The organism is Streptomyces coelicoflavus, from assembly GCF_003112555.1.
Lineage (GTDB): Bacteria > Actinomycetota > Actinomycetes > Streptomycetales > Streptomycetaceae > Streptomyces > Streptomyces coelicoflavus.
This window is the reverse complement of record NZ_BEWB01000005.1, coordinates 36,785-57,010: the sequence shown is the minus strand read 5'-3', so window position 1 is coordinate 57,010 and position 20,226 is coordinate 36,785. Positions and strand designations below refer to the sequence as shown.

The following is a 20,226-nucleotide window of genomic DNA, read 5'->3' as shown; positions in this document are numbered from 1 at the left end:
GTGACTGCTCATGTGGCCAGGACAGCAGCCGCCCGGGGGCGAGCAGAACCCGCAGAACCAGAACAATCCGTACCAGCAGCCGGGGTACCAGCAGCCGAATCCGTATCAGCAGCCCGGCTACCAGCAGCAGCCGGGCGCGTACGGCCAGCAGCAGTGGAGCACGCCGCAGCCGGCCACCGTCGCGCAGCCGGCGACGGGCGGCGGTGGCGGGGGCGGCAACCGGACGAAGCTGGTCGCGATCGTCGCGTCCCTCGCCGTGGTGGTGGCCGCCGGTGTCACCGGGTTCCTGGTGCTCGGCGGTGACAAGGACGACCAGGCGGACGACGGCAAGGGCGAGAAGGTGTCGGCGAGCCCGACCGTGGAGAAGTCCGAGTCCCCCACCGCCGACCCGAGCGCGTCGGGCTCCGACGAGAACCCGCGCGGGGGCGAGGGGGCCAAGGCCACCATCGACGGCTGGAAGGTCGTCGCCAACCCGCGCTTCGGCACCATGTTCGACGTGCCGGCGGACTGGGAGATCGAGAGCACCGACACCAGCGTCGGCTTCGAGTGGGAAGAGGACGGCAAGACCGACCGCACCAGCGTCACCGCACCGGCCTACCTGAAGTCCGAGTGGTGCACGACCGACGAGAACAAGGACGGCCGCAAGGAGAGCACCGCGCTCGCCACCGCCGGCACCCGTGGTGAGAGCGGCGCCAAGAACACCGACCAGGCGGCCGAGACACGGGTGCCGTGGTGGATCTACGGCGGTTACACGCAGCCCGACAAGAAGAGCGTGAAGTACGGCAAGCCGAAGGCCTACACGACCACGTCCGGCATCAAGGGCAGCGTCATCACCGCGCACTCGGAGGGCACGCCCCAGAAGGGCAAGTGCGACAGCGAGGGCAAGGCGACCACCTTCGCGTTCAAGAACGGCGCGGGCGACTTCGTCACCTGGAACCTGTACGGCGCCAAGGGCGTCAAGGAGGAGGTCCCGGACGCGACGGTCCAGAAGATCCTCAGCACCGTGCGCCTCACGGAGGAACCGCCGACCGAGTCGTAGGCACGGCGGGCCGGACGGGGCGCCGCTCAGCCGATGCCGAACGCTCCGGCGGGCGGCTCGGGCGACGGTACGGCGTCCTCGTCGCGCACCGGCCGGGCGTCGCCGGTGAAGTCCCGCAGGGCGGGCCCGTGCGCGACCCTGGCCGGGAAGGCGTCGGCGGCGGTGCGCCGGGCCAGGGCCGCGGTGTCCAGCGGCCGGTGCGCCGCGACGAGCACCGCGTTGCCGAAGCGGCGCCCGCGCAGCACCCCCGGTTCCGCGATCAGCGCCAGCTCCTCGAAGAACGCGGCGAATCCGGCCAGTTGGCCGCGCAGGAAGCCGAACGGCGCCCCGTCGGCCAGGTTGGCCACGTAGACGCCGTCGGCGCGCAGCACCCGGTCCGCCTCGCGCACGTAGCCGACGGAGGTCAGGTGTGCGGGCACCCGTGAGCCCCCGAAGACGTCGGCGACCAGTACGTCGGCCGAGTCCGCGGGGGCGGTTTCCAGCCAGGTGCGGGCGTCGGCACCGTGGGCGGTGATGCCCGCGCCCGGCGGCAGCGGGAGGTGCTCGGCGACCAGCTCGAGCAGGCCCCGGTCGGCCTCCACCACGTCCTGCCGCGAGCCGGGCCGGGTCGCGGCCACGTACCGGGGCAGGGTGAACGCGCCGCCGCCCAGGTGCAGCACGTCCAGCGCACGCCCCGGCTCGGCCACCGTGTCCAGGACGTGGCCGAGCCGGCGCGTGTACTCGAACTCCAGGTGCGCCGGCTCGTCCAGGTCGACGTACGACTGCGGCGCCCCGTCGACGGTGAGCAGCCAGGCCCGCTCCCGGTCGACGTCGGGCATGAGCTTGGCGGTGCCGTGGTCGGTGACGCGGCTGACGGGTACGGCTTCGTTCACCCGTCCATTGTGCCGGTGCCCGGTGGGGCGCTCACTTCCCGGCACCGCACGGCACTCACTCCACCGCGGTCACGGTCCCCGCGCCCACGGTGCGGCCGCCCTCGCGGATCGCGAAGCCGAGCCCCGTCTCCAGCGGTACCTCCCGCCCCAGTTCGACCGTCATCGTGACGGTGTCCCCGGGCCGGGCGACGGCCACCTCGCCGAGGTCCACGTCGCCGACCACGTCCGCGGTGCGGATGTAGAACTGCGGCCGGTATCCGGTGGTGAGCGGGGTCGAGCGCCCGCCCTCACGCGTGGACAGCACGTACACCTGGGCCCGGAAGCGCCGCGCCGGCACGACGCTCCCGGGGGCGGCGACCACGTGCCCGCGGCGCACCGTGTCGCGGGCGACCCCGCGCAGCAGCAGCGCCACGTTGTCCCCGGCCTGCGCCTCCTCCATCGGCCTGCCGAAGGTCTCCAGGCCGGTGACGACCGTCTCCACGGACGCCCCGAGCACCTCGATCCGGTCGCCGACGCGCACGGTGCCGCGCTCGACGGCGCCGGTGACGACGGTGCCGCGGCCGGTGATGGTGAGCACGTTCTCCACCGGCAGCAGGAACGGCGCGTCCAGGTACCGCTCCGGCATGGGCACGTAGGTGTCCACGGCGTCGAGCAGCGCCTCGACGGAGGCCGTCCACCGCGGGTCGCCCTCCAGGGCCTTCAGCCCGGAGACCCGTACGACGGGCACGGCGTCGCCGCCGTATCCGTGCGCGGTGAGCAGTTCGCGCACCTCCAGCTCGACGAGGTCGGTCAACTCCTCGTCGCCCGCGTCTGCCTTGTTGAGCGCGACCACGATGTGGTCGACGCCCACCTGCCGGGCGAGCAGCACGTGTTCGGCGGTCTGCGGCATGATCCCGTCCAGCGCGGAGACGACGAGGATCGCGCCGTCGAGCTGGGCGGCGCCGGTGACCATGTTCTTGACGTAGTCGGCGTGGCCGGGCATGTCGACGTGCGCGTAGTGCCGGGTGTCGGTCTCGTACTCGACGTGCGCGATGTTGATGGTGATGCCGCGCGCCGCCTCCTCGGGGGCGCGGTCGATGCGGTCGAACGAAACGTACTGGGTGGTGCTGCCGGCCCCGCGCTCGGCGAGGACCTTGGTGATGGCGGCGGTCAGGGTGGTCTTGCCGTGGTCGACATGGCCCATCGTGCCGATGTTCAGATGCGGTTTGGTGCGGACGTACGCCGTCTTGGACATGGCGGTACCTCGAAGCCTCGTGGCGGTGGTGGGGACCCCTGGGGCCGGCCGACCCTCCCCCTGCGGGGTCCGCCGGACGATCCGGGGAGGGTCAGCTTCGGGCGCCGTCGACTGCGGCGGTGAAGTGGGCGACGGCAGCCTTCGGGGCATCCGCGACCGCGGATGCTGCGAGGTGGAAGGCGTACCGGAACATGACGCCGATCATCGCCGACGCTTCGTCGCACGTCGAATGGTTTTTGAGGGAACGGCAGTTCGAGAAAACGGCATGCCGGTACTCCGTACTACGGACCGATGGTCCGCAGCGCCTCCCGCACGGACAGCGGTGCGAGCCGGGTCCGGTGCCCGGCCACGAAGGCACGGACGGCGTCGGGGTCCGTCTTGGCGTACTCGCGCAGGCACCAGCCGACGGCCTTGCGGACGAAGAAGTCGCCGTGGCCGGACTGGCGCGTGCAGTAGCCGAAGAGGCGGTCCGTGTCGGTGCGTTCCTTGTAGCGCAGCTGGTGGAGGAGCGCCGTCCGCACCAGCCAGAGGTCCTCGTCCTCGATCCAGGCGTCCATGTCGGCCGTGAGACCGCGGTCGGCGGTGACCAGTCCCCCGACGACGTGCGCGGCGAGCAGGTCGACGGTGTCCCACCAGGGGACGGTGGTGAGCAGATGCCGGACCACGGGCAGGAACCCCGACGAGCAGTGCGTCACGTACCGGCGCAGGTAGTCGACGGCGAAGTAGTGGTACTCGCGCTCGGGCAGCCGCCAGCAGCGCAGTGCGATCGCGGTGCAGTCCGGCTCGTCGGGGCGGGGCACTCCCGCCAGCACGGTCCGGGAAAGGGAGCGGCGAACGGGCGAGGTCATGCCCAGGAACGGCGCCACGTCCTTCATGTACGCCCGCAGTCCGACGGCCCGCCCGGGGTCGGCCGCGGTGGGGTACTCGGCGGTGAGCCGCTCCAGTACGGTGTCGGCGAGAGCGCTCCGCGGCGCGTCCGGAACCGGCCGGGCTGTGACGCTCATGAGACGCAGCATACGGCGATCACACACATTTGTCGGTTAGTGTCACCGGATGCTCGATGCCACCACCCGCTCTGGGGGCACCGCCACGGTCTCTCCCCGGACCGCCACCGCGGAACTCGCCGTCGCCACCGCCGCCGGACCGGTCGCACCGTCCGGTTTCACCGCCCGTGCGACGAGAGTGCTGCTGTCCCCGTGGTCGCGTCTCTCCCTGCTCGTCGCCCTGCTGGCCGCGGCCGCGACGGCGGTGTTGCTGTTCCAGCCGCAGGAGTTGCTGACCAACGGCTGGCCGCCGCAGCTCGGCGGGGCCGCGGCTGCCCTCGCCTACGCCGTGGCGTACGGGCTGTGCACCGTCGCGTTCGTGCCGCGTCCGCTGCTCAACCTGGCGGCCGGCGCGCTGTTCGGCTCTCAGCTGGGCCTCGCCTCGGCGCTGGCCGGGACGGTGCTCGGCGCCGGGATCGCCTTCTGCCTGGGCCGCGTGCTGGGCCAGGAGGCGCTGCGTCCGCTGCTGCGGGGCAAGTGGCTGAAGGCCGCGGACGGGCAACTGAGCCGGCACGGCTTCCGGACGATGCTGGCGATGCGGATCTTCCCGGGGGTCCCCTTCGCGGCGTCGAACTACTGCGCCGCCGTCTCCCGCATGGGCCTGCTGCCCTTCCTGCTGGCGACGGGGCTCGGTTCGATCCCCAACACCGCCGCCTACGTCGTCGCCGGCGCCCGCGCCTCGACGCCCACCTCGCCGGCCTTCCTCATCGCGCTGGCCTGCATCGCCCTGCCGGGGCTCGCGGGTGCGGTGGTGGCCTGGCGCAAGCGGCACCGGCTGCGCGGGCACTGAGCCGGCGCCGATCGGGCACTGACGGGGCGTTACACCACTTCCAGGATCATGGCGTTGGCGAGACCGCCCGCCTCGCACATCGTCTGAAGGCCGTAACGGGCTCCGCGTTCGCGCAGGGCGTGGACGAGGGTGGTGGTCAGGCGGGTGCCGCTGGCGCCGAGGGGATGACCGAGCGCGATGGCGCCGCCGTGCACGTTGACCTTGTCCAGGTCGGCACCGGTCTCCTGCTGCCAGGCCAGTACGACGCTCGCGAACGCCTCGTTGACCTCGAAGAGGTCGATGTCGCCGAGCGACAGTGACGCCCTGCGGAGCACCTTCTCGGTGGCCGGGACGACGCCGGTGAGCATGAGCAGGGGGTCGGAGCCGGTCACGGCGAAGCTGTGCAGCCGGGCGAGCGGCCGCAGGCCGAGCCGGGCCGCCGTCTCGCCCGAGGTGATGAGGACGGCCGAGGCGCCGTCGTTGACCGGGCTCGCGTTGCCCGCGGTGACGTTCCACTCGATCTGCGGGAACCGTTCGGCGAAGGCCGGGTCGTGGTAGGCGGACCTCAGACCGGCGAGGACCTCGACACTGCTGTCCGGGCGGACGCACTCGTCGCGCGACACACCGTCCAGGGGCGCGATCTCGGCGTCGAAGCGGCCGGCGTCCCAGGCGGTGGCGGCCTTCCGGTGGGAGGCGACGGCGAAGGCGTCCATGCGTTCCCGCGTGAGCGACCACTTGGCGGCGATCAGTTCGGCACCGATGCCCTGCGGAACGAGCCCCTCCGGGTAGCGGGCGGCGACGCCGGGGCCGAAGGGGTCGGTGCCGGGCGGCACGTTCGACCACATCGGCACGCGGCTCATGGACTCGACCCCGCAGGCGACGACGAGGTCGTACGCGCCGGCCATGACGCCCTGGGCGGCGAAGTGGACGGCCTGCTGGGAGGAGCCGCACTGACGGTCCACGGTGGTCGCGGGGACGGACTCGGGGAAGCCCGCCGACAGCAGCGCGTAGCGGGTGGTGTTCATGGCCTGCTCGCCCACCTGGTCCACGGTGCCGCCGATGACGTCGTCGATCAGTGCCGGGTCGACCCCGGACCGCTCGACGAGGGCGCGCAGCGTGTGCGCGAGGAGCTCCACGGGATGGACGTGGGCGAGGGCGCCGTTCGGTTTGCCCCTGCCCATGGGAGTGCGTACGGCTTCCACGACGACTGCGTCACGCATGGTGCGGACCTCCGGTGGTCGGCGAACTGCCGGTGCGGAACTACCAGTGAGTAGGAAATCTGGACTCACCATAGCCGAGCGAGTTGGAATTTCAAACCCTCTCCCGTTCCTCGCCTAGACTGGCCGCCATGGCCGCCGCTCCCAAGAACCCGCGTCCCTGCTCGATCGCCGACACCCTGGCGCTCGTCGGCGAGAAGTACTCCCTGCTCGTCCTGCGCGAGGTCTGCCTGGGCAACGGCCGCTTCGATCAGCTGGTGCGCAACACCGGCGCCCCGCGCGACGTCCTCGCCACCCGGCTGCGGCGGCTCGTCGACGCGGGGATCGTGGCCAAGGAGCCGTACAGCGAGCGTCCGCGGCGCTTCGAGTACCGGCCGACCCCCGCGGGTCTCGAGCTGGAGCCCGTGCTCATGACGCTCATGGCGTGGGGCGACCGCCACCTGCGCGCGGACGGCGACCGCCCCATGGTGATCGAGCACGTCTGCGGCCACGAACTGGTCCCCCAGGTCACCTGCCCGGCCTGCGGCGACGCCGTCCGCCACGAGGACCTGACCGCCCGTCCACAGGTCCCCGGCTGGACGGTGACGGGCCCGGCGGTGGCGTAGGCACCCGCTCCCCCCCCCCGTCGTCCGGGGTTCATTTTGGGGCGCTACGCTGCCCCTCGGCACGCCAGGTCCCGATCACCGCACGCGACGGTTCGGCGTGTCCGCCGACCGTTTCTCGCCGTTCCCCGATCGCCGCTTGGACTGACGCAACTCCATGTCTTGGTTTGAATCCCTCGTCCTCGGACTCGTCCAGGGACTGACCGAGTTCCTTCCCGTGTCCTCCAGTGCGCACCTGCGGCTGACCGCGGCGTTCTCCGGCTGGCACGACCCGGGCGCGGCCTTCACGGCGATCACGCAGATCGGCACCGAGGCCGCGGTCCTCATCTACTTCCGCAAGGACATCGGGCGGATCATCTCGGCCTGGACGCGCTCGCTCACCGACAAGTCGATGCGCCACGACCCCGACGCGCGCATGGGCTGGCTGGTGATCGTCGGCTCGATCCCGATCGGCGTGCTCGGCCTGACCCTGAAGGACCAGATCGAGGGCCCCTTCCGCGACCTGCGGATCACCGCGACGATGCTGATCGTCGTCGGTGTGGTCATCGGCATCGCCGACCGGATGGCCGCCCGGGACGAGAAGGGCGGCCGGCACCGCGCGCCGCAGCAGCGCAAGGAGCTGGAGAACCTGGGCGTGCGGGACGGCCTGATCTACGGCCTGTGCCAGGCGGCGGCCCTGATCCCCGGTGTCTCCCGCTCCGGCGCGACCATCAGCGGCGGCCTCTTCATGGGCTACCGGCGCGAGGCGGCCGCCCGGTACTCGTTCCTGCTCGCGATCCCCGCGGTGCTCGCCTCCGGCGTGTTCGAGCTGAAGGACGCGATGGAGAGCGACCACGTCTCCTGGGGGCCGACGCTCTTCGCGACGGTCATCGCCTTCGCCACCGGGTACGTGGTCATCGCGTGGTTCATGAAGTTCATCTCCACCAAGAGCTTCATGCCGTTCGTCTGGTACCGCATCGCACTCGGCATGGTCATCATCGCCCTGGTGGCGACGGGTGCCCTCAGCCCGCACGCCGCGGAGTCCGCCGGCTGACCGCAGCCGCTTGTGTAGCCGTCCGGTAGCGCAGCGTCAGTGCTTGCCCCTAGGCTTGTCCGCATGTCCCCCGATTACGTGACCCCTGGTTCCGTGCGGTCCGCCGCGGAACTGAACGATCAGATCCGTGCGCTGTGGCGGCGCGCGGGCGGGACCCTGTCCGCGCAGGAGCGCGTGGAGTACGAGTTGCTGGTGGTCGAGTGGGCGACCGCGATCCGGGGCCAGGTCATCGAGGCGGCCTGAGCCGGGACGACCCGGGCCGGGACGGCCGCGGCCGAGGCGCGAGCCGGGACACCGTGGCCGAGGGACCGGTGTCGAGCGGACCGGTGCCGGGGGCCGTCCCCGTTGCGGAAGCGGCCCCGGCCGCGGGCCCCGGTCAGCGCCCGCCCGCCACCCGGAGCACCGTCCCCGTCGTGTACGACGCGTCGGGCGACAGCAGCCAGGCGATCGCGGCGGCGATCTCCTCCGCCCGGCCGGCGCGCCCCATGGGCACGGCCGCCCCCATCCGCGTCGCCCGGCCGGCATCGCCCGCCGCCGCGTGCATCTCGGTGTCGATCACCCCGGGCGCGACGGCGTTGACCCGGATCCCGTCCGGGCCCAGCTCCTTGGCCAGGCCCAGCGTCAGTGCGTCGACGCCCGCCTTGCTCGCCGCGTAGTGCACGTACTCCCCCGGGCTGCCGAGGGTCGCGGCGCCCGACGACACGTTGACGATCGCCCCGCTGCCCCGCGGTGTCATCAGCCGTGCGGCCCGCCGGGCGCACAGCAGCACGCCCAGCAGGTTGACGTCGAGGACCCGGCGCAGGTCCGCGGTGTCGCTGTCGGCGAGCCGTCCCAGCGGGCCGGTCACGGCCGCGTTGTTCACCAGCCCCGTCACGGCGCCCAGCCGCTGTTCCGCCGTCTCGAAGAGGCGCTCGACGTCGGCCTCGACGGACGTGTCCGCCCGCACCGCGACTCCGCGGCCGCCCGCCTCGCGCACCCCTGCCACGACCGACTCCGCGGCCGCCGAGTCGCGCGCGTAGCCGACGACCACGTCGTGCCCGTCGGCCGCGAGGCGCAGACAGGTCGCGGCGCCGATCCCCCGGCTGCCGCCGGTGACCACGGTGATGGGTCGCGTCATTGATGCCTCCAGGTCTGACCCAAAGCCTTCGATCGATCATCGATCATCTTAGGGAAGGAGTCACGCGCCGGACAGGCCCCGGTGTGATCAACTGAATTCGCCGTCGTCGCGGGCGCACGGTGTGCGGATGATCGGGTAGGCAGCATCGGTAAGGAGGCGCCCATGAAGCAGCTCGACCACTGGCTCGCCTCTCCGTGGCGGCGTTCGGCCCTCGCCGTGCTCGCCGGGGCCCTGCCCGTGCTCGCCTTTCCGGGCCCCGCCCTGTGGTGGTGGGCCTGGTTCGCGCTGGTCCCCTGGATCCTGCTGACGCGTACCGCGCCGGGCGGCAGGCGTGCGGCGTACGACGGATGGTGCGGCGGGTTCGGCTTCGTCCTGGCCATGCACCACTGGCTGCTGCCCAACCTGCACGTGTTCACGTTCGTCATCGCCGCGCTGCTCGGCGCGCTGTGGGTCCCGTGGGGCTGGCTGGTGCGCCGGACGCTGGGCGGGGCGCCGTCCGCCGGCCGGGCCTGGGCGGCCCTCGTGGTACTGCCGTCGGGCTGGCTGCTCGCGGAACTGGTCCGCTCCTTCCAGGGGCTCGGCGGCCCCTGGGGGATGCTCGGCGCCAGTCAGTGGCAGGTGGCCCCGGCGCTGCGGCTCGCCTCGGTGGGCGGCGTGTGGCTGCTCAGCTTCCTGGTGGTCGCCGTCAACGTCGCCCTCGCCGTCCTCGTCGCCGTGCGCCGGGCGAGGGTGCCGGCCCTGGCCGGGCTGGTCGCGACGGCCGCGGCCACCTCGGCGGCCTGGGTCTGGTCGCCGCGCCCCGACACCGACGAGCGGGCCGCGATCGCCGTGGTGCAGCCGGGCGTCGTCGCCGGGGCGGACAGCGCCGACCGGCGGTTCGACCGCGAGGAGCAGCTCACCCGGCGGCTCGCGGACCGGGACCTCGACCTGATCGTCTGGGGCGAGAGCAGCGTCGGCTTCGACCTGGACGACCGGCCGGACCTCGCCGGGCGGCTGGCCGCGCTGTCCCGGGAGACCGGCGCGGACATCCTGGTCAACGTGGACGCGCGGCGCTCCGACAAACCCGGCATCTACAAGAGCTCGGTGCTCGTCGGCCCCGAGGGCCCGACCGGCGACCGGTACGACAAGATGCGACTCGTGCCCTTCGGCGAGTACGTGCCGTTCCGCTCGCTGCTCGGCTGGGCGACCTCCGTGGGCAAGGCGGCGGGCGAGGACCGCAGGCGGGGCACCGAGCAGGTGGTGATGGACGTCGGCGACGGCCTGCGGATCGGGCCGATGGTCTGCTTCGAGAGCGCGTTCCCCGACATGAGCCGCAGCCTCGCCGCCGACGGTGCCGAGGTGCTGGTCGCCCAGTCCTCGACCTCGACCTTCCAGCACACCTGGGCACCCGAGCAGCACGCCTCGCTCGCCGCGCTGCGCGCCGCCGAGACCGGCCGGCCGATGGTGCACGCGACGCTGACCGGCGTCTCGGCCGTCTACGACGCGAACGGCGCCCGGATCGGCTCCTGGCTCGGCACCGGCGCGAGCACGTCACGGGTGTACGAGGTCCCCGTCACCCACGGCACCACTCCGTACGTCCGCTACGGCGACTGGACGGTGTACGGGGCGCTGGTGACGCTCGCGGCCTGGGGCGCCGCCGAGGGTGTGCGCGTCGTGCGGCTCAGGCGGGGCCGTCCAGCACGGCCCGGACCACCCGCTCGCACAGCTCATGGGTCTCCAGCGCGTCCCGGGCACTGAGCACCTCGCCCGAGCGCACGGCGTCGAGGAAGGCGAGCACCGCCTGCTCGATGCCGCGCTGCCGGGCCACGGGGACCCAGTCGCCGCGCCGCCGCACGGTCGGCTGGCCCTTGTGGTCGATCACCTCGGCGAGGTTGACCACCTGGCGCTTGGTGTCCTGGCCCGAGACCTCCAGGATCTCCTCGGCCGAGCCGCTGAGCCGGTTCATCACACCGAGCGCGGTGAAGCCGTCCCCGGCGAGCTGGAGCACGACGTGGTGGAGCAGGCCGTCCTCCGCGCGGGCGCGCACGGTCACGTCGTCGACCGGTCCGGGCACCAGGAACCTCAGCGTGTCGACGACGTGGATGAAGTCGTCGAGGATCATCGTGCGCGGGTCCTCGGGCAGTCCGGTGCGGTTCTTCTGCATGAGGATCAGCTCGCGCGGGTGCTCGGCGCACTGCGCGTACCCGGGGGCGTGGCGCCGGTTGAAGCCGACGGCGAGGCTGGTGCCGCGGTCCTCGGCGAGGGCCACCAGGCGCTCGGAGTCGGCGAGTTCGTAGGCGAGGGGCTTGTCGACGTAGGTGGGGACACCGGCGTCGAGCAGCCGGGTCACGATCTCGGGGTGGGCGGCCGTCGGCGCGTGCACGAAGGCGGCGTCCAGGCCCTGGGCGAGGAGCGCGTCGAGGTCGGCGTGGCGCTGCGCCGGCGGGATGCGCAGCTTGTCGGCGACGCGGGTGAGGGTGGCGGGGGTACGGGTCTGGAGGTGCAGTTCGATCCCGGGGAGGGCGGCGAGCACCGGCAGGTAGGCCTTCTGCGCGATGTCGCCGAGTCCGATGCAGCCGACCTTCACGGGATGTGCTCCTCTAACGCTCGTTGTGCTCGCCGACCTGGGTCCGCCGGGAAGCATACGGGGGCTGCGGCGGCCGCCAGTCGGCGATCCCGTCGAAGCCGCGCAGGAACAGGGCGGGACCGGCCTTGGACAGGGCGAGGATCGCGGCGTCGCGGACGGCGGTCCCGGCGCGGTTGCGCATCAGGTTGAGGCGGGCCACCTTGACGGCCTGGCGGGCGATCGCAGTGGTGCGGGGCAGCCGGGCGGCCGTGTAGGCGGCGAGGTCCAGGCTGTGGTGGGCGAGCACGACCGCGTCCTCGATCGCCTGGTTGCCGCCCTGGCCCAGGTTGGGCGGCATGGCGTGGGCCGCGTCCCCAAGCAGGGCGACCCGGCCGCGGTGGTAGGCCGGAAGCGGCTCGGCGATGTGGTGCACGTCGTGGCGCAGGACGTCCTCGGGACGGGCCGCGGCGAGGACGGCCGGGATCGGGTGGTGCCAGTCGCCGTAGCGGTGCAGCAGTTCCGCCCGCTCGTCGGCCGCGTGCCCTCCGGCCGGCGCGACGGCGGCGGCGTAGGCGTAGACCCGGCCGTCCCGCAGCGGATGCGTGCCCCAGATGCGGCCCCGGCCCCAGGTCTCGTGGGAGGCGAACTCCACGCCGGGGACCGGGATCACGACCCGCCAGGTGGTGAAGCCGGAGTAGACGGTGCCGGGGTGGTGCGGGAACAGCGTGCGGCGTACGACGGAGCGGATGCCGTCGGCGCCGACGACCAGGTCGGCCTCCAGCTCGCCGTCCGGCGTGCGGACCCTGGCCGGACGGTCGCGGTCGCCGGGGTCGGCGAGCATCGCGTCGGCGCCGGTGCGGACGGCGTCCGGCGGCAGCAGCGCGGACAGGCGCTCGACGAGGGTGGACCGGTGCAGCAGCACCAGCGGACCGCCGAAGCGCGCCTCGGCTGCCTCGGCGCTGGACCGGGAGAGCCAGCGCCCTGCGGGGGTGCGCAGTCCCCCGTCGCCCTGCCAGGCGGCGAGGTCGCGGATCTCGTCGCCGAGACCGACCACGTCCAGGGCGCGCAGGGCGTTGGGCGACAGCGAGATGGCCGCGCCGACCGGCCGGAGCGAGGGGGCGCGCTCCAGCACGGTGACCCGCAGGCCGCTCAGGTGCAGGGCGGCCGCCGCGGTCAGGCCGCCGATGCCGCCGCCGATCACGACGGCCGTCCTCGTCCTCGTCATGACACTCCTCGGCACTCGGCCCGTCTCGAAACTACAGATGTAGTAGCACGCGCCTCCGACTGTACTACAGCCGTAGTGAGGCCGGTAGATTGATCTCCATGTCCGCTCCTGCCGCACCTTCCGGGCCCTCGTCCGGCGCGTCCCGCGCCGACCTCGTCGCCGACGCCGCTCTGGCGCTGCTCGCCGAGCGCGGGATGCGCGGGCTGACGCACCGGGCGGTCGACGAGGCGGCCGGGCTGCCCCAGGGCTCCACGTCCAATGTCGCGCGGACCCGGCAGGCACTGCTGGAACTGACGGTGCGACGCCTGGCCGACCGGGAGGCGCGGGTGCTGGCCCTGCACGAGATGCCGGACCCGCGCGCCGGCCTCGACGCCCTGGTCGACGCACTGGCACTGGCGACGCACCGCGCCCTGACCCGCAACCGCGCGCTGACGCTGGCCCGGTACGAACTGGCCCTCGAGGCCACGCGCCGCCCCGAGCTGCGGGCGCACTTCGACGCGGCGGGCGCCCGCTTCCGGGAGCAACTGGGCGCCCTCGTCGCCGCGATGGGCTCGGACGCCCCGGCCCGGCACGTGCTCTCCCTGGTCGCCTGGGCGGACGGCCTGATGTTCAGCTGCGTGGCCGGAACCTTCCACGCCGAGGTGCCGGGCCTCCCGGACGTGCGGGCGGGGCTGCGGGAACTCCTGGACGGCATGCTGGGCGACTCGCGTCGCGGTGTGCGCGGTGATCTGCGCGGCGGTTCGCCGGAGGGCTGAATTCCCTTGGTGGGACAGGCCGGTCTGGGCGAGGATGCCGCCATGACGACCGAACGCAGTGAACCCCCCGTCGACGCCGACGAACGCGCCATGCTGGAGGGCTGGGTCGAGTATCACCGGCAGACCCTCGCCTGGAAGTGCGAAGGGCTCACCGACGAGCAGTTGCGGACGGCCGCCGTGGCACCGTCGACGCTGACCCTGATGGGCCTGGTCCGGCATATGGCGGAGGTGGAGCGCAGCTGGTACCGCAGGGTGCTGGCGGCCGAGGACGCCGGCCCGATCTACTACTCCGACGAGGACCCGGAGGGCGAGTTCCGGCTCACCGGGGCGGACACCTTCGCCGAGGCGCACGCCACCTGGCAGGCGGAGATCGAGGCGGCCCGGCGCAACGCGGCCGGAGTGCCCCTGGGCGAACCGACCCGGGGCAGGCACCTGCGCACCGGGGAGCGCTACACCCTGCGCTGGATCCACACCCACATGATCGAGGAGTACGCGCGTCACAACGGGCACGCGGACCTGATCCGCGAGCGCCTGGACGGAGCCACGGGCGACTGACGTCACCTCCGGTCGCCCACGGCACTCCGTACGGGGCCGGAGATCACCCGTGCGGGGCAACCTCCGCTTGTCCGGCGCCGGTCGGGGGGCCCGAAGCACCAGAGTGGCGCGGGTGCATCGAACGACGACCACCGCAACGCTTCTGCTGACCGTGGCTGTCTCGGCCGCCCTGACCGGCTGTACGACCGTCCAGGGTCCGGCCGCGGCCCAGCCGTCCGCGTCCGGGGCCCGCTCGTCCGCGCCGCACCCGGACGGCCCGGCCGAGCCACGGGTCGTCCAGGCCCCGGCCCGGGAGGCGCTGGAGATGATCGGCCCCTCCCCCGCGCCGGAGTCCGCCACCGCGTCACCACGCCGTACGCAACCCCGGGCACCCGCTGCCGCGCCGCGCGATCAGCCGGCCGGCGGTGCCCCCGCACCGCGGTCCGCCCGCCCGGCGGCGCCCGAGCACACCCGCGCCCCCGCACCGCCGCACGACAAGGTGCCCGACCTGCCGGGCGCGGCCGGCGGCGGCACCGGCGCGAAGGCGGACGTGTGCTCCCTCGGCAAGCGGTACGGCGGCTGGCGGCCGGGCAGCCCCGAGGCGCGCATCTGCGAGCAGGCGTACGGCCACTGAGGCCGGCCGGTACCCACCGGGCCGGCCGGCCCTACGGTCGCTGCCTCGGCGGTCGGCCCCGCCCCTCCGGCCCGTCGGACCCGTCGGGCCGGTCGTGGCCGTCCGTGCGGGGACCGGCGCCGTTCAGGCGCAGCTCCAGCCGGTCGATCGAGGCGCGTACGCCCTCTCCGTAGCGGTCCGGGGCGAGGGCCCCGGCCGCGGCGCGGGCGCGCCCCAGGTGCAGACGGGCCGCCTCGCGGTGACCGAGCCGCTCGTAGTCCGCGGCCAGGTCCAGGTGGAGCGAGGGGTACAGGGCGCGGGCGGCGGGCGTGTCCTCGTGCCGGTCGGCCCGCCGGTCCTCCGTCAGCTCCTCGGCGGCCGACAACGCCCTCAGGTCCCACGTCAGCTCCTGCGCCGGATCGTCCTGGGTGTCGGCGAGGTAGCGGGCCAGCGTGCAGCGGTGCAGGGGGTCACCGCGCTCGCCGATCTCGGCCCACAGGGCGAGGTAGCGGTCCCGGGCCTCCTCGCGGTCGCCCGCGTGATGCAGCATGGCGACCTGACCGATCCGTGTCAGCACGGCGTCCGGCGCCGCCTGCTCCTGTCCCTTCGCCACCAAGTCCTCCGTGCCCTCGTCGCCTGTGCCGACGACGCTAACGGCACGCACCCGCTTTCCCGGTCAGGCGGCACCGGGACGTGCGCGGGCCGGTCGGGCGACGGACCGGCCCGGTCGCCGGGATCAGCCCAGGTTCGGAACGGTCCAGTCGATCGGCTCGTGGCCCTGCGCGGCGACCGCCTCGTTGATCTGCGTGAACGGGCGGGAGCCGAAGAACTTCTTCGCGGACAGCGGCGAAGGGTGGGCCCCCTTGACCACGACGTGCCGCGTCTCGTCGATCAGCGGCAGCTTCTTCTGGGCGTAGTTGCCCCACAGCACGAAGACCGCCGGGTCGGTCCGGCCGGCCACCGCGCGGATCACCGCATCGGTGAACAGCTCCCAGCCGCGGGCCTTGTGCGAGTTCGCCTCCCCGGCGCGCACCGTGAGCACCGCGTTGAGCAGCAGGACGCCCTGCTCCGCCCACGGCATCAGGTAGCCGTTGTCCGGGATCGGGGTGTCCAGCTCCGCGTGCATCTCCTTGTAGATGTTCCGCAAGGACGGCGGGACCTTCACACCGGGCCGCACCGAGAAGCACAGCCCGTGTCCCTGCCCCTCGCCGTGGTAGGGGTCCTGGCCGAGGACCAGCACCTTCACCCGGTCGAAGGGCGTGGCCTCCAGCGCGGCGAAGACCTCCTCGCGCGGCGGGTAGACGGGGCCGTTCGCCCGCTCCTCCTCGACGAACCGCATCAGCTCCTTGAAGTAGGGCTCTTGCAGCTCGCCGCCCAGCACCTCGCGCCAGGACTCGGGCAGGATGGCGATGTCGGTCACGTCAACTTCCTTACGCTGTGCGGTCGCTTCCGGTCCCGTAGAACCTACCGGCGACCACTGACAACGGGGGCGCCGGGCGGCGCCGGGCGGCGCCGGGCGGCGCCGGAAAAGCGTTGTCCCGCGGCGGAGCGGGGCTGGTAGGAAGTGGGCATGACCTCCGACGCGATGAGCCCCACGGAACGCCTGCTCGCGGAACGCGCCTGCGAACGGCTGGTCGTCGACCTGGTCCGCCGTCTCGATCTCGGCGACCCCGGATCGGCGGCCGACCTGTTCACCGCCGACGGGGTCTGGCAGTGGCCCCACGGCGACCGTCGTGTCGAGGGCCGGGAAGCGCTGCGGACGTACTTCGGCTCCCGGCCGGCGGACCGGTTGTCGCGCCGGGTGATGACGAACATCCTCGTCACCGTGGACTCCGCGACGACGGCGACCGCGACCTCGTACCTGACGACCTACCGTGTCGACGGATACGTCGACGGGATGGTTCCGCCGCGGCTGCCCGCCAACGTCGGACACTACGAGGACACGTTCCGGAAGGTCGACGGCGAGTGGCTGCTCGCCGCGCGGACCCTGTTCCTCGCCTTCGGCGGCGGCACCGAGCGGCTGGCCGCCCCGTCTACCAGCTCGTCTTCCGGTGGAGCTGCCACATCATCATGATCGTCGACGGGTCCAGGGCCTGCTCCGCGCCCGAGATGTCCGTGCTGGCGGCGACGTACTGCTTGCCCTGCCACAGCGGCAGCAGCCGTACGTCGTTCACCATGATCTGCTGCGCCCGCTCGAAGTCCCGCTCCACGTTGCCGCGGTCGCTCTCCCGGCGGGAGCGCGGCAGCAGCTCACCGGTGATCTCCGGGGTGAGGTAGGGCGTGCCGAGCGCGTTCTGCTTGCCGACGAAGGGGGCGATGAAGTTCTCCGCGTCCGGGAAGTCCGGGGACCAGCCGCGGCCGAACACCGGGTACTCGCCCTTCTGGTAGCCGGCGACGTACGTCTTCCAGGGGCGGCTCTTGAGCGTCACCTCGAACAGGCCCGAGGCGTCGAGCTGCCGCTTGATCTCCTTGAACTCCTTGCCCGTCTCGGAGCCGTAGCGGTCGGTGGTGTACCAGAGGGTGAGCGGGACCGGGTCGGTGATGCCGGCGTCCTCGAGCAGCTCGCGGGCCTTGGGGACGCTGGGGTCGCCGTAGTCGTCGAAGAAGCCGGTGGTGTGACCGGTGAGGCCCTTGGGGACCATCGAGTACAGCGGATCGACGGTGTCCTGGTAGATCTTGTGCGCGATCGCCGCCCGGTCGATCACCTGGGCGACGGCCTGGCGCACTTCCTTGCGTCCCGCCCACGGGTCCTCGGGGTTGAAGACGAGATAGCTGATCTCCGTGCCGCTGCCCTCGACGAGCTGGAGGTTCTCCTCCTTGCCCTCCTTGCCCTGGAGCGTGATGACGTCGTCGGCGGCCAGGCCGCGGTAGGTCACCTGGATGTCGCCGTCGCGCAGCGCCTCCACCATGCCGGCGGAGTCCTTGAAGTAGCGGATGGTCACCGCCTTGTTGTGCCGTTCGGCGAAACCCTTGTAGCGGTCGTTGCGCACGAGTTCGGCCCGTGCGCCGTCCTCGTAGGACTGGAGCGTGTACGGGCCGGATCCCACGATTCCGCTGCCTTCGCGCAGGGCGTCCGCGGGATAGTCGTCGGGATTGACGATCGACATGGCGGGCGTGGCGAGCACGAACGGGAAGGTGGCGTCGGGCTTGTTGAGGTGGAAGACCACCTCGCGCTTGCTGGGCGCCTGGACCCGTTCGAGGCTGCCGAGCAGGCCGGCCGGGCCGCCGTTGACGTTGATGTCCTTGATCCGGTCGATCGAGTACTTGACGGCCCGGGCGTCGAGGGCGTCGCCGTCGGAGAAGGTCAGGCCCTCGCGCAGTCGGCAGGTGTACACCTGGTTCTTGGTGTCGGTGAACGAGCACTGCTCGGCGGCGTCGGGCTGGGGCGCGGTGGCACCACTGGGGTAACTGAGCAGCGTCTGGTAGATGTTCCGGAACAACTCCCAGGAGCCGTCCCACGAAGCGGCCGGATCGAGGGTGCTGGGGGCGCTGGTCGTCCCCACGACGATCGGCTCCTCGTCGTCCGAACTGTCGGACGACAGGATGCCGCACCCGGTGACCAGTGAAGATATGGACACGATGGCCGCGATCCGCCGCAGGCCCCGCTTCCGGTTGAACACGCGCACGCTCCTCGATCCGCCGTGCCAAGGGTCGGCAGACCTTACCGCAGCACAACGCCCCCTGAACCCCCTTCTGAACAGGGGTTTTGATCATTTGGCGATGACTACGTTGTCATCGTGCACCGGGTTCCGATACGCGGACACGGGCGCCGTTCTCATCAACGGCACCCGTGTCCGGGATTGATCTTGAGAGGGCCTCGGGGTCGAGATCAGGCCACGCCGGCGTTCAGGAAGATGCCGCCGTCGACGACGAGCGTCTGTCCGGTGACCCAGGCGGACTGCTCCGAGGTGAGGAACTCGGCGGCACCGCCGATGTCGGAGGGCACGCCGAGCCGGCCCAGCGGGTAGCCCGAGGCGGCCTCTTCCTCACGGCCCTCGTACAGGGCGGCGGCGAACTTGGTCTTCACGACCGCCGGGGCGATCGCGTTGACCCGCACCCCGGGCGCGAACTCGTGCGCCAGCTGCGCGGTGAGGTTGATCAGCGCGGCCTTGCTGACGCCGTATGCGGCGATGAAGGGCGAGGGCGAAAGGCCCGCGACCGAGGCGATGTTGACGATCGCGCCGCCGTTGTCCTTCTGCCAGGCGTGCCAGGTGCGCTGGGCGAAGCCGAGCGCCGAGATCACGTTGGTCTCGAAGACCTTGCGCGCGACGTTCAGGTCGAGGTCCGCGATCGGCCCGAACACCGGGTTGGTACCGGCGTTGTTGACCAGGAAGTCGACGCGTCCGAAGGCCTCCATCACCCGCTCGACGGCGACGGCCTGGTGTGCCTCGTCGTGCGCCTTGCCGGCGACGCCGATGACCCGGTCGGCGCCGAGCCGCTCGACGGCCTCCTTCAGCGCGTCCTCGTTGCGGCCGGTGATGCAGACCCGGTCGCCGCGCGCGACCAGCGCCTCGGCGACGCCGTAGCCGATGCCGCGGCTGGCGCCCGTGACGAGCGCGACCTTGCCGGACAGTCCGGGCGTTTCAGTCATGTCAGTGTTCCCAACCGTTCCTGGTCTCCGTGTTCACTGTTCGCTAGTCGAGCGGTCCGCCGGCCACGTACAGCACCTGGCCGGAGACGAAGCCGGCGGCCTCGCCGGTGAAGAAGGCGATGGCGTTGGCGATGTCGTCGGGCTCGCCGACGCGCGCGACCGGGATCTGGGTGGCCGCGGCGGCCTTGAAGTCGTCGAAGCCCATGCCGACGCGGTCGGCGGTGGCCTTGGTCATCTCGGTGGCGATGAAGCCGGGGGCCACGGCGTTGGCGGTGACGCCGAACTTGCCCAGCTCCTTGGCGAGGGTCTTGGTGAAGCCCTGGAGACCGGCCTTGGCGGCGGAGTAGTTGACCTGCCCGCGGTTGCCGAGGGCGGAGGAGGAGGACAGGTTGACGACGCGGCCGAACCCGGCGTCCACCATGTGCTTCTGGCAGGCCTTCGTCATCAGGAAGGCACCGCGCAGGTGCACGTTCATGACGGTGTCCCAGTCGGAGACGCTCATCTTGAACAGCAGGTTGTCGCGCAGCACGCCCGCGTTGTTGACGAGGATCGTCGGCGCGCCCAGCTCCTCGGCGATCCGTGCCACGGCCGCCTCGACCTGCGCCTCGTCGGAGACGTCGCAGCCGATCGCGAGCGCCCTGCCGCCGGCCGCGGTGATCTTCTCCACGGTGTCCTTGCAGGCGGCCTCGTCGAGGTCGATGACGGCGACGGCACGGCCCTCGGCGGCCAGTCGTACGGCGGTGGCGGCGCCGATGCCGCGCGCGGCTCCGGTGACTACGGCGACCCGCTGCTCAGTGGTGGACATTCGCTGCTTCTCCTCGTCCTGGGGATGCGGCCCGTGCGGAGCGTGCGCCCTGGGTGAGCGACCGCTTAGTACCTTCCGCAGACGTGACGCTAGAAGCCCTGGCACCCGGTGTCAACGGGACACCGGGCCGGTGTGATCCATTACCCGGCCCTCCCGGCGCGCCACTCGCCCCCGGTCGCCCGATCGGCCCAGCGCTGCGGGCCGCCCGGCCGCCGGGCCCATAGCGTCGAAG

General features: G+C 72.6%; 22 protein-coding genes. 10 read left to right on the top strand and 12 right to left on the bottom strand.

The genetic code is table 11. The annotated features are described in order from the left end of the window. The first annotated feature begins 10 nt into the window (after positions 1–10). A complete protein-coding gene (locus Sco07f_RS12060; protein ID WP_087792050.1) occupies positions 11–1,039 on the top strand; it encodes a DUF8017 domain-containing protein in 1,029 nt (342 codons plus the stop codon). A 26-nt stretch (positions 1,040–1,065) separates the two neighbouring features. On the opposite strand, the gene Sco07f_RS12055 is transcribed toward Sco07f_RS12060, so the two are convergent. The 3 genes from Sco07f_RS12055 to Sco07f_RS12045 all read right to left on the bottom strand — a co-directional run bounded on the left by Sco07f_RS12055 (position 1,066) and on the right by Sco07f_RS12045 (position 4,149). Beyond that, complete coding sequence (locus Sco07f_RS12055) at positions 1,066–1,911, bottom strand: spermidine synthase (protein WP_087792049.1); 846 nt, start codon at positions 1,909–1,911, stop codon at positions 1,066–1,068. A 55-nt stretch (positions 1,912–1,966) separates the two neighbouring features. After that, positions 1,967–3,145: an elongation factor Tu gene (gene tuf, locus Sco07f_RS12050; protein ID WP_108987838.1), complete on the bottom strand. Its 1,179-nt coding sequence runs from the start codon at positions 3,143–3,145 to the stop codon at positions 1,967–1,969. A gap of 281 nt (positions 3,146–3,426) precedes the next feature. Continuing rightward, positions 3,427–4,149 carry a DNA alkylation repair protein gene (locus Sco07f_RS12045; protein ID WP_108988090.1) on the bottom strand — a complete coding sequence of 241 codons (723 nt, stop codon included), beginning with the start codon at positions 4,147–4,149 and terminating at the stop codon, positions 3,427–3,429. 49 nt (positions 4,150–4,198) lie between these two features. Between Sco07f_RS12045 and Sco07f_RS12040 the strand changes: the two genes are divergently transcribed. Then, positions 4,199–4,978: a TVP38/TMEM64 family protein gene (locus tag Sco07f_RS12040; protein WP_007447291.1), complete on the top strand. Its 780-nt coding sequence runs from the start codon at positions 4,199–4,201 to the stop codon at positions 4,976–4,978. A gap of 29 nt (positions 4,979–5,007) precedes the next feature. Here the strand turns inward: Sco07f_RS12040 and Sco07f_RS12035 are convergent, their stop codons facing one another. Continuing rightward, a complete protein-coding gene (locus Sco07f_RS12035) occupies positions 5,008–6,177 on the bottom strand; it encodes a thiolase family protein (RefSeq protein ID WP_108987837.1) in 1,170 nt (389 codons plus the stop codon). 128 nt (positions 6,178–6,305) lie between these two features. Here Sco07f_RS12035 and Sco07f_RS12030 point away from each other — a divergent pair, with 128 nt between their 5' ends. The 3 genes from Sco07f_RS12030 to Sco07f_RS12020 all read left to right on the top strand — a co-directional run bounded on the left by Sco07f_RS12030 (position 6,306) and on the right by Sco07f_RS12020 (position 8,052). Further along, positions 6,306–6,779, top strand: coding sequence for a winged helix-turn-helix transcriptional regulator (locus Sco07f_RS12030; RefSeq protein ID WP_007447292.1), 474 nt, complete (start codon positions 6,306–6,308; stop codon positions 6,777–6,779). 154 nt (positions 6,780–6,933) lie between these two features. Further along, positions 6,934–7,809 (top strand): undecaprenyl-diphosphate phosphatase, encoded by an 876-nt coding sequence (locus Sco07f_RS12025; RefSeq protein ID WP_108987836.1) that lies wholly within the window; start codon positions 6,934–6,936, stop codon positions 7,807–7,809. 63 nt (positions 7,810–7,872) lie between these two features. Next, entirely contained in the window at positions 7,873–8,052 is a 180-nt protein-coding gene (locus Sco07f_RS12020) for a hypothetical protein (protein ID WP_007447296.1), read from the top strand. Between the two features lie 133 nt (positions 8,053–8,185). Here Sco07f_RS12020 and Sco07f_RS12015 read toward each other — a convergent pair whose 3' ends face one another. Then, complete coding sequence (locus Sco07f_RS12015; RefSeq protein ID WP_108987835.1) at positions 8,186–8,926, bottom strand: SDR family oxidoreductase; 741 nt, start codon at positions 8,924–8,926, stop codon at positions 8,186–8,188. 162 nt (positions 8,927–9,088) lie between these two features. Between Sco07f_RS12015 and lnt the strand changes: the two genes are divergently transcribed. Next, the gene (gene lnt / locus Sco07f_RS12010; protein WP_108987834.1) at positions 9,089–10,663 is read left to right on the top strand and encodes an apolipoprotein N-acyltransferase; all 1,575 of its coding nucleotides are present in this window, start codon (positions 9,089–9,091) and stop codon (positions 10,661–10,663) included. On the opposite strand, the gene Sco07f_RS12005 is transcribed toward lnt, so the two are convergent. Together Sco07f_RS12005 and Sco07f_RS12000 are read right to left on the bottom strand one after the other, a co-directional pair. Next, complete coding sequence (locus tag Sco07f_RS12005) at positions 10,587–11,492, bottom strand: Gfo/Idh/MocA family protein (protein ID WP_108987833.1); 906 nt, start codon at positions 11,490–11,492, stop codon at positions 10,587–10,589. The genes lnt and Sco07f_RS12005 overlap by 77 nt on opposite strands. A 13-nt stretch (positions 11,493–11,505) precedes the next feature. Further along, complete coding sequence (locus tag Sco07f_RS12000) at positions 11,506–12,696, bottom strand: FAD-dependent monooxygenase (protein WP_108987832.1); 1,191 nt, start codon at positions 12,694–12,696, stop codon at positions 11,506–11,508. 98 nt (positions 12,697–12,794) lie between these two features. On the opposite strand from Sco07f_RS12000, the gene Sco07f_RS11995 reads away from it, so the two are divergent. From Sco07f_RS11995 to Sco07f_RS11985, 3 genes are all read left to right on the top strand, one after another. Continuing rightward, on the top strand, positions 12,795–13,451 hold the full coding sequence (locus Sco07f_RS11995) for a TetR/AcrR family transcriptional regulator (protein ID WP_108987831.1): 657 nt from the start codon (positions 12,795–12,797) through the stop codon (positions 13,449–13,451). A 42-nt stretch (positions 13,452–13,493) separates the two neighbouring features. Beyond that, positions 13,494–14,006 (top strand): DinB family protein, encoded by a 513-nt coding sequence (locus Sco07f_RS11990; protein ID WP_087792040.1) that lies wholly within the window; start codon positions 13,494–13,496, stop codon positions 14,004–14,006. 112 nt (positions 14,007–14,118) lie between these two features. Further along, entirely contained in the window at positions 14,119–14,619 is a 501-nt protein-coding gene (locus Sco07f_RS11985; RefSeq protein WP_439959688.1) for a hypothetical protein, read from the top strand. 31 nt (positions 14,620–14,650) lie between these two features. Here Sco07f_RS11985 and Sco07f_RS11980 read toward each other — a convergent pair whose 3' ends face one another. After that, the gene (locus tag Sco07f_RS11980; protein WP_108987829.1) at positions 14,651–15,211 is read right to left on the bottom strand and encodes a hypothetical protein; all 561 of its coding nucleotides are present in this window, start codon (positions 15,209–15,211) and stop codon (positions 14,651–14,653) included. Between the two features lie 123 nt (positions 15,212–15,334). Beyond that, positions 15,335–16,018 carry a uracil-DNA glycosylase gene (ung, locus tag Sco07f_RS11975; RefSeq protein ID WP_087792037.1) on the bottom strand — a complete coding sequence of 228 codons (684 nt, stop codon included), beginning with the start codon at positions 16,016–16,018 and terminating at the stop codon, positions 15,335–15,337. A gap of 150 nt (positions 16,019–16,168) precedes the next feature. Between ung and Sco07f_RS11970 the strand changes: the two genes are divergently transcribed. Further along, entirely contained in the window at positions 16,169–16,672 is a 504-nt protein-coding gene (locus Sco07f_RS11970) for a nuclear transport factor 2 family protein (RefSeq protein ID WP_007447263.1), read from the top strand. Here the strand turns inward: Sco07f_RS11970 and Sco07f_RS11965 are convergent. From Sco07f_RS11965 to fabG, 3 genes are all read right to left on the bottom strand, one after another. Further along, positions 16,632–18,218 carry an ABC transporter substrate-binding protein gene (locus tag Sco07f_RS11965; RefSeq protein WP_167468080.1) on the bottom strand — a complete coding sequence of 529 codons (1,587 nt, stop codon included), beginning with the start codon at positions 18,216–18,218 and terminating at the stop codon, positions 16,632–16,634. The two genes, Sco07f_RS11970 and Sco07f_RS11965, sit on opposite strands and share 41 nt — an antisense overlap. 209 nt (positions 18,219–18,427) lie before the next feature. Beyond that, positions 18,428–19,189, bottom strand: a complete 762-nt coding sequence (locus Sco07f_RS11960) for an SDR family oxidoreductase (protein ID WP_007447259.1) — start codon at positions 19,187–19,189, stop codon at positions 18,428–18,430. Between the two features lie 43 nt (positions 19,190–19,232). Beyond that, entirely contained in the window at positions 19,233–19,994 is a 762-nt protein-coding gene (gene fabG / locus Sco07f_RS11955; protein WP_007447260.1) for a 3-oxoacyl-ACP reductase FabG, read from the bottom strand. Between the last annotated feature and the right edge of the window lie 232 nt (positions 19,995–20,226).

Excerpts from the sequence above, each read along its gene's own strand:
- Sco07f_RS12025 (WP_108987836.1), top strand. The coding sequence starts at position 6,934 with ATGTCTTGGTTTGAATCCCTCGTCCTCGGACTCGTCCAGGGACTGACC.
- fabG (WP_007447260.1), bottom strand. The coding sequence starts at position 19,994 with ATGTCCACCACTGAGCAGCGGGTCGCCGTAGTCACCGGAGCCGCGCGC.
- Sco07f_RS12000 (WP_108987832.1), bottom strand. The coding sequence starts at position 12,696 with ATGACGAGGACGAGGACGGCCGTCGTGATCGGCGGCGGCATCGGCGGC.
- tuf (WP_108987838.1), bottom strand. The coding sequence starts at position 3,145 with ATGTCCAAGACGGCGTACGTCCGCACCAAACCGCATCTGAACATCGGC.
- Sco07f_RS12030 (WP_007447292.1), top strand. The coding sequence starts at position 6,306 with ATGGCCGCCGCTCCCAAGAACCCGCGTCCCTGCTCGATCGCCGACACC.
- Sco07f_RS11960 (WP_007447259.1), bottom strand. The coding sequence starts at position 19,189 with ATGACTGAAACGCCCGGACTGTCCGGCAAGGTCGCGCTCGTCACGGGC.
- lnt (WP_108987834.1), top strand. The coding sequence starts at position 9,089 with ATGAAGCAGCTCGACCACTGGCTCGCCTCTCCGTGGCGGCGTTCGGCC.
- Sco07f_RS12015 (WP_108987835.1), bottom strand. The coding sequence starts at position 8,926 with ATGACGCGACCCATCACCGTGGTCACCGGCGGCAGCCGGGGGATCGGC.
- Sco07f_RS12060 (WP_087792050.1), top strand. The coding sequence starts at position 11 with ATGTGGCCAGGACAGCAGCCGCCCGGGGGCGAGCAGAACCCGCAGAAC.
- Sco07f_RS12035 (WP_108987837.1), bottom strand. The coding sequence starts at position 6,177 with ATGCGTGACGCAGTCGTCGTGGAAGCCGTACGCACTCCCATGGGCAGG.
- Sco07f_RS12040 (WP_007447291.1), top strand. The coding sequence starts at position 4,199 with ATGCTCGATGCCACCACCCGCTCTGGGGGCACCGCCACGGTCTCTCCC.
- Sco07f_RS11995 (WP_108987831.1), top strand. The coding sequence starts at position 12,795 with ATGTCCGCTCCTGCCGCACCTTCCGGGCCCTCGTCCGGCGCGTCCCGC.
- Sco07f_RS11990 (WP_087792040.1), top strand. The coding sequence starts at position 13,494 with ATGACGACCGAACGCAGTGAACCCCCCGTCGACGCCGACGAACGCGCC.
- Sco07f_RS12020 (WP_007447296.1), top strand. The coding sequence starts at position 7,873 with ATGTCCCCCGATTACGTGACCCCTGGTTCCGTGCGGTCCGCCGCGGAA.
- Sco07f_RS12045 (WP_108988090.1), bottom strand. The coding sequence starts at position 4,149 with ATGAGCGTCACAGCCCGGCCGGTTCCGGACGCGCCGCGGAGCGCTCTC.
- Sco07f_RS11970 (WP_007447263.1), top strand. The coding sequence starts at position 16,169 with ATGACCTCCGACGCGATGAGCCCCACGGAACGCCTGCTCGCGGAACGC.